This is a genomic window from Microbacterium sp. USTB-Y (assembly GCF_023703415.1).
Lineage (GTDB): Bacteria > Actinomycetota > Actinomycetes > Actinomycetales > Microbacteriaceae > Microbacterium.
The window spans coordinates 281,444-293,284 of the sequence record NZ_JAGMTU010000005.1 but is presented as its reverse complement, the minus strand read 5'-3'; the positions used below and the strand labels follow the sequence as shown (position 1 = coordinate 293,284).

The window sequence follows — 11,841 nt, the reverse complement described above, 5'->3', positions numbered from 1 at the left end:
GGACGGGCTACGACCCCGTCGGCGGCGTGCCCGCCGCCGGGGTCAGGTCCTTCCGGTACCAGCGATCGGCGTACGGGGCGTCGTTGAACGCCTCGACCGGGCGGAACCCGAGGCTCTCGTACATCGCGCACGCCTCGACGAGGTCGGAGCGGGTGTCCAGCCGGAGCGACCGCAGCCCGCGGTCGAGCGCCGCCTCCTCGACCTGGAGGACCAGCCGACGCGCGATCCCCCTCCCCCGCGCTTCCGGCAGCGTGAAGACCTTGGTGAGCTCGGCATGGCCGTCCACGAAGCGCGCTCCGGCGCAGGCGACCACGGCGTTGTCGTCCCGTGCCAGGAGCAGGATCCCGGTGTCGCCCTGGAGGTCGTCGTACGGCTCGTCCGCGAGGACCGCATCGCGCTCGCGGTGCGTCGCGGGTCTTCCGTGGTATCGCGAGACCACCTCGGTCAGGAAGGTGCGCACGATCCCGTCCGCATCCGCCGTCCCGGGGATCCCGATCTCGATCGTCTGCACGCACAGAAGCCTAGGCCGGGACCGCGCCGGCCACCGGGACCGGGCAGGATGGAGCCATGGCGTCCTCACCGCTCGGCCGGCCCACGCGGGGCACGACCGGCACCAACCGGCTGCGCCGCAACGACCGCTGGATCGCCGCCTCCGACGCCTTCCGTCGCGCCGCGGATCCGCTCGTCGTCGACCTCGGCTTCGGCGCCAGCGGCGTGACCGCGTTCGAGCTCGCCGCGCGACTCGTGCGGGTGCGCGCGGATGCCGAGGTGCTCGGGCTCGAGCTCGATCCTGAGCGCGTGTCGACCGCTCGCGCCCAGCTCGCCGAGCTGCGCCGCGGCGCGGGGCACTTCCCCGCCGACCTGCCCGTCTCCTTCGCCCGCGGCGGGTTCGAGGTCCCGCTGCCCGACGGCCGCCGCCCCGCGGTGATCCGCGCCATGAACGTGCTGCGGCAGTACGACGAGGCCGACGTGCCCGACGCGTGGGCGCGGATGGCCTCCCGCCTCGCCCCCGGCGGCCTGCTCGTGGAGGGGACCTGCGACGAGATCGGACGCATCGCGAGCTTCGTCGACGTCGATGAGGCAGGGGCTCCGCAGCGCCTCACGATCTCGCTGCGGCTGGCCGATCTGGAACGCCCGTCGATCGTCGCCGAACGGCTGCCGAAGGCCCTGATCCACCACAATGTGCCGGGCGAGCGGATCCACGCGCTGCTCACCGACCTCGACCGGGAGTGGGAGCGCGCCGCGGGTCTCTCCGCCTTCGGGGCGACGCAGCGCTTCCTCGCCGCGGTCGCCGCCCTGCGCGCCGCCGGGCGCCCCGTGCTCGGCGGCCGCACCCGCTGGCGCCTGGGCGAGCTCACCGTGCCGTGGAGCGCGGTCGCCCCGGCCTGAACGATCCTCCCCAGCGACGGGAGGAGCCGGCTTCTGCACCGATTCCGCACGAGACGTCGAGAGGTACAAGTGCCGCTCTAGGCTGGCCCTCACCACCCGGAACGCACAGAATGGGGGCATGTACATGTCCACGGACACCCTGGCCGTGATCGGCAGCGGCATCGGCGGCCTGCTGACGCTCGGCATCGCGATGTTCGCGGGCTTCGCGTGGGTGATCCGACGGATGGACGCGATGGAGCACCGGCTCATCGTCCGGATGGACAGCGGAGATCAGAGACTCGACGAGAAGATCGATGCTGTCGAGCACAAGCTCAGCCAGAAGATCGACACCGTCGACCAGAGACTCAGCCGGAAGATCGACGCCGTCGACCAGAGACTCAGCCGGAAGCTCGACGCACTCGAGCACGAGTTCACCGAGGTGAAGATCGCCGTCGCGCGCATCGAGGGCCCGCGCCCGCGCCTCTTCGTCGAGCGATAGAGCCTGGACTCAGGCCTCGGGGAACACCGCACCGGTCAGACGCAGCAATGGGCGGGCCTTGACCACGGTCTCGGCGTACTCCTCGTCCGGATCGGAGAGGGAGACGATCGCTCCCCCGACGCCGTAATCGAAGCCCCGATCGTGGCGGATCATGGTGCGGATCACCACGCTGAGGTCCACGGACCCGTCGAAGGAGAAGTACCCGAGGGCTCCGCTGTAGAGCCCGCGCGGGCCGCCCTCCAGTCGATCCAGGATGGCCATCGTGCGCAGCTTCGGCGCGCCCGTCATGGATCCGGGAGGGAACGCCGCACGCACGCACGCGACGGGCGACGCGGCGCGGCGTGAGCGGACGGTGCTGACCAGCTGGTGCACCGTCGCATAACTCTCCACCCGGAAGAGCCCGTCCACGTGCACGGATCCGAGCTCCGCAGTGCGTCCGAGGTCGTGACGGACCAGATCCACGATCATGAGGTTCTCCGCGCGATCCTTCTCCGAAGCGGCGAGCTCGGCGCGGATCCGCTCGTCCTCCGCCCGGGTGTCGCCGCGCGGACGCGTCCCCTTGATCGGGCTCGATTCGACCGCGCCGTCCGCGGTGATGCGCAGGAAGCGCTCCGGGGAGGTGCTCAGCACGCTCACCCCATCGATGCGCAGGAACGCGCCGAACGGGGCCGGGTTCTGCCGGCGGAGCATCCGGTAGACCTCGAGAGGATCCGCGGCGTCCTCACCGTGCAGCAGGTTCGTCAGGCAGGCCTCGTACGTCTCCCCGGCCGCGATCTCCTCCTGCGCGGCGGCGATGAGCTCGAGGTAGCGCGCACGCGAGTGCCGCGCGGTGAGCACCGGCGGCGCGCCCTGCTCCGCGGGTGGTGCGGAGCGCTCGGCGGCATCATCGGGGAGGGCGGCGATGCGAGCCGCCGTGCTCTCGATCCAGCCCGCGTCGTCGAGGGCGAGGAGGTGGATCCGGTTCTCGCGATGGTCGACGACGAGCGTCCGATCGAGTCGGACGAGCAGGGCATCGGGCGTCTCCGACCTCCGTTCGTGCGGGGAGCCGCACTCCGCCCGCAGCTCGTAGCCGAGCGCGCCCACCCAGCCCAGCGCGAAGGGAAGGTCTCCCGCGACGACCGCGGTCGCGGCCAGCTCGGCTTCCAGCCAGTCGAAGAACCCGGACCGGACCTCGCGGATCCCGTCGCGGTCGCGCACCGTGACAGTGCCGGCGTGCACATCGGCGAGCGCGGTCGGGAGCGTGTCGCCGCCACCGAGGATCGAATAGCGCGCACGGTCGTCGCCGGGCCGGTTCCCGTCGAGCCATACGGCCTGCGCGGCGTCGCGGTACAGCGCCGTGAACAGGGCCTCGGTGTCGACGGCACGGGTCAGCGTGCGCCGCAGGATCTCGCGCGGTGCGGTCCGGGAGCCGGCGACCTCCGGCGCGGCCCCTTCCGGCCGTGTGCGCTCGAGGACCTCCGCCGGCCGCGGGCGGTCGTCGAGTCCCTCCCGGACGAGCGCGATGAAGTTCGCCATCATGCGGGCACCGTCGCGGGTGCCGATCGATTCGGGATGGAACTGCACCCCCCACAGCGGCAGCTCCCGGTGCCGGATGCCCATGATGACGCCGTCGTCGGCGCGGGCCGTGACGACCATCTCCTCCGGCACCTCGTCGATCAGCAGCGAGTGGTAGCGGATGACCTCCACCGGCGACGGCAGCCCGTGGAACGGCCCGGTGCCGTCGTGCAGGACCGGTGAAGGCCGCCCGTGGCGGGGCTCCGGAGCGCGGCGGACCACGGCGCCGAAGGCGTGCGCCAGGCCCTGGTGCCCGAGGCAGACGCCCAGCAGCGGGATGCGCCGTCGTGCCGCAAGGCGGATGACCTCGGCGCAGATCCCGAAGTCCTCCGGCACCCGCGGATCCCCCGGGCCGGGCGAGAGCACGACCGCGTCGAAGGCGTCGAGCACCGACGGGTGCCAGCCTGGCCAGTCGTTGTGCACCACCGTGGGCGCCTGCCCCGCGGTGGCCGCGATCTGATGCACCAGGTTGTAGGTGAACGAGTCGTAGTTGTCGATCAGCAGGATGCGCAGCGGCCGGGACGGCGCGACGCTCCCCGTGTTCGCGCCGATCGGTCCCGCCTCCCCGGTCGCGCCGCCCACCGCCGGCACCGCGTCAGTGCGCGCCGCGCGGATCCGGCGCGGACGGCCGTCGGGAGAGCCGGGTCAGCCGCGGCACCTCCGCCGTGGCGCCGGCGTCGGCGGGGACGATGACCTCCTGCGCCGCCGCGACGTCCCCCTCCGGGGTGCGCACGACGAGGTCGCCGGCGGGCGCGCGCCGGGACAGGATGGCGAGCGCGATCGGCCCGAGCTCATGGTGACGTGCCGCCGAGGTGACGTGGCCGACCTCGTCCTCGGCGGTTCCGTCCGCCGCCTGCGCGAGCACCGGGCTCCCCGGAGCGGGCAGCACGCTCTCGCTGCCGTCCAGGTGCAGGGCCGCGATGCGGCGGGGCGGGTGCCCGAGGTTGTGCACCTTCGCCACGGTCTCCTGCCCGCGGTAGCAGCCCTTGTTCAGGTGCACCGCGCTGCGGATCCAGTCGGTCTCGTGCGGCAGCGACCGCTCGTCGACCTCGGCGGCCCAGCGCGGACGCCAGGCCGCGATGCGCAGGGCCTCCGCGGCGAGCGCGCCGGCCCAGACGGTCGAGGGGTCGGCGGCGAGTCCGGCCGCGGCCTCGGCGTCGATCACGGCGGTGCGCCAGTGATAGCCGGCACCGGGGTGCTCGCTGCCGTCGCCTCCGACGCCGACGTAGTACTGGTGCCCGCCGGGCTGCACCCGGGGCCACGGGTCCGTCCAGACCACGGCGACCCCCTGCGGAGCGAGGGCGGCGCGCTCGGCCTGCTGCTCGGCGGCGGCGCCTGCGAAGAACCCGACCACCGTCAGCTCGGGACGCACGGAGACCGTGACGTCGGCGCGGAAGACCATGCGCTGCAGCCAGACGGCCAGCGGCTCGGCGTCCGCGGCATCGGCGATCAGCCAGGTGGAGGCGCCGTCGTCGACGACCGCGGCGACGTGCTCGACCCTCCCCTGCGGATCCAGCACGAGCAGTTCCGTGCTCTCACCCGCGCCCAGGCGCGCGACGGACTGAGAGGTGATCGAGTCGAGCCAGCCGAGCCGCTCGGATCCAGTCAGCTCGATCACGGTCCGGTCGGTGAGCGGGGCCAGCGCCTCGCCTCGCTCGAGGGCGCGCTGCTCGCGCACCGGATCGCCGAAGTGCGCCACGGCGTCGCCGTCGAGGATCGCCCCGGGCAGTGCCGGGAAGCCGGCCACGATCAGACCTTCGCCAACCGCGCGGAAGCGTGCGAGCCCAGCCCGGCGCCGAGGGCGGCGATGTCCCACGCCCACAGCAGATGACCGTCGACGAGACCGTACATGCGGCTTGCCGCGCCGTATTCCTTGGCGCCCTCGGCCCGGACGATCGCGTCGGTCGCGATGTCGATGCGCGGGCCGTCGATGCGGCCGAGGTAGAGCTCGAGCGTGCCGTCGGAGTGCGCGATCGACACCTCGATCGCGAAACCGCCCTCCGGCAGCCGCAACGCCTCGACGTCGTCGACCGTGCGCGCCGCGGAGCGGCTCTCGCGCGGCGGCAGCAGTGCGGGACCCGCGTCCTGGGCGTCGGCGGGACGCGCCAGCCGCCAGTAGCCGGACTCGGCGACGAGCGCGACGGATTCGCCCTCCTCGGGCGTGAACGTCGCCGTCGCCGCGTAGTTCAGGAACGGCCCGCCGTCATGGCTGAAGCTCACGCGGTGGGCGAACTCGCCGCGGAACCGGTGTTCCTCGCCGCCGTCGGGATCCGGCACGTCGTAGTCGATGACGCCGGTGCCCTCCCAGACGCCGAGCAGCCACGACAGCGGAACGATGTCGGCGGGCAGGTCAGAGGGGAGATCGAGCATGCGCGGCCTTCCGGATCGGCGGAGTCAGTCCGGCGGAAGCGGTCAGCGCTGGCCGCGGAACAGGTTGACCAGTACGGCTCCCGCGCAGAAGGCGATCGCAAGCCCCGCCAGAGCCAGCAGGCCGACGAAGAAGAGTTCGAGCGCGACGATGTCCATGTCCCTACTCTAACGCGGTCGACAGGGTCGTCGGCGCGCGGGGTCAGGCGCCGAAGAGCGCGGCGACGCCGAAGCCCGCCGAGACGATGCCCATCACGAGGAGCGCACCGAGGCAGCCGGCCGAGACCCGGAGGATGAACCCGCGGGTCTCGCCGCGGAACAGCTGCACCGTGAACGAGAGCAGCACGCAGAGCCCGAATCCGATCACGTACCAGGGCATGAGCAGCCCTGCCGGCGCGATCACCCCGATCAGGATCGCCGCGACGGCGGCGGCGGCCCAGGTGACGACGAGCCCGACGAAGGGGCTGCGCGGTGCGAGGACGGGTTCGGCCATGCGCCCATTGTCACCCATCCGCGCTGTGCCTGCGCTGCTGAGTAGAGTGTCAAACGGAAAGGATCCGCGTGGCGCAACTCCTGGTGCTGACGTCTCCCAGCAGCGAAGGGCCTGTTCTTCCCGCCCTCGAGCTGCTGGGCCATCGCGTCCGCGTCATCCCCGCGCAGCCGGCGGAGCTGGTCACGGCACCCGATGCCGATGCCGTGATCGTCGACGCCCGCACCGATCTCGTGGCGGCCAAATCGCTGTGCACCCTCATCCGCACGACCGGGCTGCGGGGACCGCTGCTGCTCGTCGTCACCGAGGGCGGGATGACCGCCGTGAACGGCGAATGGCGCATCGACGACGTGCTGCTCACCGGGGCCGGCCCGGCCGAGATCGACGCCCGGATCCGTCTCGCCCTGTCCCGCGAGGCTCCCGCGTCCGAGCCGGTGCGCGTGCAGACGTCCGGGCTCACGATCGACGAGCAGTCGTACTCGGCGAAGCTGCGCGGCACTCCCCTGGACCTCACGTACAAGGAGTTCCAGCTCCTGCATTTCCTCGCCACGCATCCGTCCCGGGTCTTCACCCGCGAGCAGCTGCTCAGCGAGGTGTGGGGGTACGACTACTTCGGCGGCACCCGTACCGTCGACGTGCATGTGCGGCGACTGCGGGCGAAGCTCGGCGACCAGGAGCACATCATCGGCACCGTGCGCAACGTGGGCTATCGCTTCGCCGTCGACGAGGACGACACGCGTCCGGTCTCGCCCGGCCCCCGCTGACGCCCGCTCAGTATGCGCCGTGGGGCGGGAAGCCCTGCGGCGCACTCCCCTCCCCGGCGCCGGGGTCGTCGCCCAGCATCCGCCGGGTGAGCTCCTGCCGTGCGTCGAGGAGCTCCGCGAGCGCCGCCGACAGGTCCGCATCCCCGGGAGCCTCCCCGCGCTCGGCCGCGCGCAGCACGCTGCGGCGCACGAGCTCCTTCGCGAACGATCCGGTCACGCCCTCGGTCGCGTCGGTCGCCGCGCGCAGCGCCTCGTCGCCGAAGCCGAGACCCCGCGCGTAGTGGCGGTAGAGCCGCTCGCGCTCGGCGCGCGCCGGCCGCGGCACCTCCACGGCGAGATCGACCCGGCCGGGTCGCTCGGCGAGGGCGCGCTCCAGCACCTCGACGCGGTTGGTGGTCATCACGAAGGCGACGTCGGCATCCCCGTCCAGGCCGTCCAGCGCCTCGAGCACCTCGAACAGCAGCGGCTGCGGCGAGGCGTTCCGCTCCATCGCGACGAGGTCGATGTCCTCCAGCACCACGATCGACGGCTGGAAGGTGCGCGCGACCTCCGCCGCCGCCGACACGAACCGGATGCTCGGGCCCGACAGCAGCACCACGGTCATGTCCGGCGCACGGGTGAGCAGGTGGCGGACGGTGAGCGTCTTCCCGGTCCCCGGCGGGCCGTAGAGCAGCACGCCGCGCTTCAGATGCTGCCCCGAGGCCCGCAGCAGCTCGCGGTGCTCGCCGATCCCGATCACGTGCTGGACGACCCCGTCGAGCAGGCCGTCGGGGAGGACGACGTCCTCCGCCGCGACCGACGGACGCGGCACGAAGGTCGCACCGGCGTCCTGCCCGTACTCGGTGGGCACGAAGGACAGCACCCGCCCGCGCAGGACGCTGTGCGAGATCATCCGGGCGCGAACCGCGGCGAGGAAGCCGGAGACCACGTCGGAGTCCGCCCCCATGACCTCCAGCGATGCGCTCCTGCGCCCGAACTGCGGCGCGGCGCCGCGCTGCGTCATCGCCAGGGGCTGTCCGTCGAAGTGCAGCAGGCGCACCCCCAGCGCCACGACGCGCCGCGTCGTCCCCGGCCCCGAGGCGCGCTCCACGTAATCGACCGGACCGGGCCCGTACGGGAAATGACCGTTGCCGACGTACTCCGTCATGCTCTGGTGCTGACGCTGTTCGCCGCCGGTGACGCCGATCAGACGGCCGTCCGACTCGGCGGACAGCAGCTCCAGCGCGATGTCCGCGTCGACGAGGCGATGCTCGGCGATGCTCTCCTGCACGATCGGCAGAGTCTCGGCGTCCACGCCGAGGTGGGCGCTGATCACGTCGCCGAGCGGAGTGCGCCTGGCCCGCAGCTCCGCGTGGGCGAACTCCTGCGCCGAGGTCAGATACCCGCTCACCGCGCGCAGCAGTTCGCGATCGTCCTGATCGAAGTCCATGGATCCCCCCGGGTCGCCTGCTTCGTAACCTACCAACGCCCACCCGGCCGCGACCAGGGTCGGACGGGCACCTGGCGGGCCGCGCGGACCGGATTCCGACCCGTTCACCTGGAGGCAACATCCTCCTGACATGATGGGCGCATGATCGATCCCGCACTGGCAGATTCCGGTCTCGGCGACGCCGAGGACGACGACTTCGACGAACTCGTGGCGCCGGACGACTCCCTCCTCCCGGAGAACCGGTACCTGGACCGCGAGCTGAGCTGGCTGGCGTTCAACCAGCGCGTGCTCGAGCTGGCCGAGGACGACACCCTGCCGGTGCTGGAGCGGGCGAACTTCCTCGCGATCTTCGCAAGCAACCTGGACGAGTTCTTCATGGTGCGCGTCGCCGGCCTCAAGCGCCGCATCGTGACCGGGCTCGCCGTGCCGACCAACGTGGGCCGCGCCCCGGTCGAGGTGCTCGCCGACATCTCCGCCGAAGCGCACAAGCTGCAGCTGCGCCATGCCGCGGCCTGGACCGACCTGGTGCGTCCGGCGCTGTCCGCCGAGGGCATCAGGATCGTGGACTGGGACGATCTCGACGGTGAGGCGAAGGCCGAGCTGACCGACTACTTCCAGGCCAACGTGTTCCCCGTGCTGATGCCGCTCGCGGTCGACCCGGCGCACCCGTTCCCGTACATCTCCGGGCTCTCGCTGAACCTCGCGATCCGGATCCGCAACGCCCGCACCGGTCGGCAGGAGTTCGCGCGCCTCAAGGTGCCGCCCATGCTCCCGCGCTTCGTCGAGGTTCCCTCGGACGACGGACGGCTGCGCTTCATCCGGCTCGAGGAGCTCATCGCCAACCACCTCGACGATCTCTTCCCGGGGATGGAGGTGCTCGACCACCACGCGTTCCGGCTCACCCGCAACGAAGACGTGGAGATCGAGGAGGACGAGTCGGAGAACCTCATCCAGGCGCTCGAGGCCGAGCTGCTGCGCCGCCGCTTCGGGCCGCCGATCCGCCTCGAGATCACCGACGACATGGACGACGTGACGCTCGACCTGCTGATCAGCGAGCTCGACATCACGGATCAGGAGGTCTACCGCCTCCCCGGCCCCCTCGACCTGCGCGGCCTCTTCGGCCTCGGCAGGATCGACCGCCCCGACCTGCGGTACACCCCGCACGTGCCCACGACCGCCCTCGCGTTCAAGCCGGGCGCGAACGAGCGCATCGACATCTTCAAGGCGATCCGCAAGGCCGATGTGCTCGTGCATCACCCCTACGAGTCGTTCACGACGAGTGTCGTGGCCTTCCTCGAGCAGGCCGCCCGGGACCCGCACGTGCTCGCGATCAAGCAGACCTTGTACCGCACCTCGGGCGACAGCCCCATCGTGCAGGCGCTCATCGACGCGGCGGAATCGGGCAAGCAGGTGCTCGCGCTCGTGGAGGTCAAAGCCCGCTTCGACGAGGCCAACAACATCGTGTGGGCGCGCAAGCTCGAGAAAGCCGGCGTGCACGTCGTGTACGGCCTCGTGGGTCTCAAGACGCACTGCAAGCTCGTCAACGTCATCCGCGAGGAGGACGGCGTGCTGCGCAGCTACAGCCACATCGGCACGGGGAACTACAACCCGAAGACCAGCCGCATCTACGAGGACTTCGGCCTGTTCACCGCCGACCCGCAGGTCGGCAAGGACCTCACCCGCCTGTTCAACGAGCTCAGCGGCTACGCGATCGAGAAGAAGTTCAAGCGCCTGCTCGTCGCCCCCCTGCACCTGCGCAAGGGCCTGCTGCGGCAGATCGAGCACGAGCGCAAGAACGCCCTGGACGGCAAGCCCGCGCACATCCGCATCAAGGTGAACTCGATGGTGGACGAGCAGATCATCGACGCCCTGTACCGCGCGAGCGCCGCCGGCGTGCCCGTGGACGTGTGGGTGCGCGGCATCTGCAGCCTGCGCACCGACCTTCCCGGCATCACCGACAACATCACGGTGCGCTCGATCCTCGGGCGGTACCTCGAGCACTCGCGCATCTTCGCGTTCCACAACGACGGCGACCCCCAGGTCTACATCGGCAGTGCCGACATGATGCACCGCAACCTCGACCGTCGCGTCGAGGCGCTGGTGCGGGTCACCGACCCCGCGCACATCGACGAGCTGGTCGGGTTCTTCGACCTCGCCCTCTCCCCCGAGACGTCGTCCTGGCACCTGGGAGCGGGCGGCGAATGGACCCGGCGTGCGTTCTCCGAGGTTGGCGCTCCGCTCGTGGACCTGCAGGATAGGACCATGTCGCACATCCAGAAGCGTCGCAGGGCACGGGCGGTCCGATGACCCCCAGCCCCTCCGGATCCTCCGTCGCCACCGCCGACACCACGGGGATCACCGTCCTCGCCGACCGCCCCGACCGTGCCGTGTACGCCGCGGGCGGTCTGGTCTGGCGCGTCGTGGAGGACAAGCTGCGGATCCTGCTGATCCACCGCACGAAGTATCGCGATGTGACGCTGCCCAAGGGCAAGGTCGATCCGGGCGAGATGCTCGCGGAGACCGCGGTGCGCGAGATCTTCGAGGAGACCGGCATCCGGGTCTCGCTGGGCGCCCCCGTGGGCGTCTCGCGGTACACGATGGCCAACCGCAAGCAGAAGGTGGTGCACTACTGGGCCGCCGAGGCCACCGACGACGCCGTGCGCGCGTCGGTGTTCGTGCCGAACCGCGAGATCGCGGCCCTGGAATGGGTGAGCCTGAAGAAGGCGCGCGCACGGCTCAGCTACCCGGTCGACGTCGAGATCCTGGACGCGTTCGCGAAGCTCGTCGATGACGGGGCGCTGCGCACCTTCCCGCTCATCGTGCTGCGGCACGCGAAGGCCGCGAGCCGCGGGGTGTGGCTCGGAACCGATGCCTCCCGTCCGCTGACCCCCCGCGGGCACGCGCAGTCGAAGGCGATCGTGGGACCGCTCCGCGCCTTCGGCGTGCAGCGCATCGTGACCAGCGACGCGCGCCGCTGCGTGGAGACGGTGACGCCGCTGTCGAAGGCCATCGGCCAGAAGATCCGAAGGACCGAGCTGCTCAGCCAGGAGGCCTGGGAGGAGGGGAAGTCGGATCCGCGCACGGTGATCGGCAAGCGCGTGCGCTCCGGCAAGCCCGCGGTGCTGTGCAGCCACGGCCCCGTGCTGCCCGACATCCTGCGCGAGATCGCCCTCGCGACCGGCACCATGCACGGCTCCTACCTCGGCAGCGCCTCCGCGCTCGAGGTCGGCGCGTTCAGCGTCGTGCACCTCAGCGCCACCAATCCCGGATCCGGGATCATCTCGATCGAGACGCACCTGCCGAAGATCTGAGTGCTCGGGTCGCTGACGGCCGTTCACCCCCCGTTTACCTTCGATCTTTGATCGCGTAA

At 71.6% G+C, this 11,841-nt stretch carries 11 protein-coding genes; 5 read left to right on the top strand and 6 right to left on the bottom strand.

Annotated elements, in window-relative coordinates:
* Positions 1–7: 7 nt before the first annotated feature.
* A complete protein-coding gene (locus J8G10_RS14185; protein WP_251446151.1) occupies positions 8–511 on the bottom strand; it encodes a GNAT family N-acetyltransferase in 504 nt (167 codons plus the stop codon).
* 56 nt (positions 512–567) lie between these two features.
* Between J8G10_RS14185 and J8G10_RS14180 the strand changes: the two genes are divergently transcribed.
* Both J8G10_RS14180 and J8G10_RS14175 read left to right on the top strand, forming a co-directional pair.
* Positions 568–1,389 (top strand): class I SAM-dependent methyltransferase, encoded by an 822-nt coding sequence (locus J8G10_RS14180; protein ID WP_251446147.1) that lies wholly within the window; start codon positions 568–570, stop codon positions 1,387–1,389.
* Positions 1,390–1,507: 118 nt separating this feature from the next.
* The gene (locus tag J8G10_RS14175) at positions 1,508–1,867 is read left to right on the top strand and encodes a hypothetical protein (RefSeq protein WP_251446145.1); all 360 of its coding nucleotides are present in this window, start codon (positions 1,508–1,510) and stop codon (positions 1,865–1,867) included.
* A gap of 9 nt (positions 1,868–1,876) precedes the next feature.
* Here J8G10_RS14175 and pabB read toward each other — a convergent pair whose 3' ends face one another.
* The 4 genes from pabB to J8G10_RS14155 all read right to left on the bottom strand — a co-directional run bounded on the left by pabB (position 1,877) and on the right by J8G10_RS14155 (position 6,281).
* Positions 1,877–4,003, bottom strand: coding sequence for an aminodeoxychorismate synthase component I (pabB, locus tag J8G10_RS14170; protein WP_251446142.1), 2,127 nt, complete (start codon positions 4,001–4,003; stop codon positions 1,877–1,879).
* A 13-nt stretch (positions 4,004–4,016) separates the two neighbouring features.
* Positions 4,017–5,168, bottom strand: coding sequence for a folate-binding protein (locus J8G10_RS14165; protein ID WP_251446139.1), 1,152 nt, complete (start codon positions 5,166–5,168; stop codon positions 4,017–4,019).
* A gap of 2 nt (positions 5,169–5,170) precedes the next feature.
* Positions 5,171–5,791, bottom strand: coding sequence for an FABP family protein (locus J8G10_RS14160; RefSeq protein ID WP_251446136.1), 621 nt, complete (start codon positions 5,789–5,791; stop codon positions 5,171–5,173).
* 199 nt (positions 5,792–5,990) lie between these two features.
* Positions 5,991–6,281, bottom strand: coding sequence for a hypothetical protein (locus J8G10_RS14155; RefSeq protein WP_251446133.1), 291 nt, complete (start codon positions 6,279–6,281; stop codon positions 5,991–5,993).
* Between the two features lie 68 nt (positions 6,282–6,349).
* Here J8G10_RS14155 and J8G10_RS14150 point away from each other — a divergent pair, with 68 nt between their 5' ends.
* Complete coding sequence (locus J8G10_RS14150) at positions 6,350–7,042, top strand: response regulator transcription factor (protein WP_251446130.1); 693 nt, start codon at positions 6,350–6,352, stop codon at positions 7,040–7,042.
* A 7-nt stretch (positions 7,043–7,049) separates the two neighbouring features.
* On the opposite strand, the gene J8G10_RS14145 is transcribed toward J8G10_RS14150, so the two are convergent.
* Positions 7,050–8,471 (bottom strand): ATP-binding protein, encoded by a 1,422-nt coding sequence (locus J8G10_RS14145; protein WP_251446127.1) that lies wholly within the window; start codon positions 8,469–8,471, stop codon positions 7,050–7,052.
* Positions 8,472–8,612: 141 nt separating this feature from the next.
* Between J8G10_RS14145 and J8G10_RS14140 the strand changes: the two genes are divergently transcribed.
* Both J8G10_RS14140 and J8G10_RS14135 read left to right on the top strand, forming a co-directional pair.
* Positions 8,613–10,778, top strand: a complete 2,166-nt coding sequence (locus J8G10_RS14140) for an RNA degradosome polyphosphate kinase (protein ID WP_251446124.1) — start codon at positions 8,613–8,615, stop codon at positions 10,776–10,778.
* Complete coding sequence (locus tag J8G10_RS14135; RefSeq protein ID WP_251446121.1) at positions 10,775–11,782, top strand: NUDIX domain-containing protein; 1,008 nt, start codon at positions 10,775–10,777, stop codon at positions 11,780–11,782. Before J8G10_RS14140 ends, J8G10_RS14135 begins: the two co-directional genes overlap by 4 nt.
* The last annotated feature ends 59 nt before the right edge of the window (positions 11,783–11,841 follow it).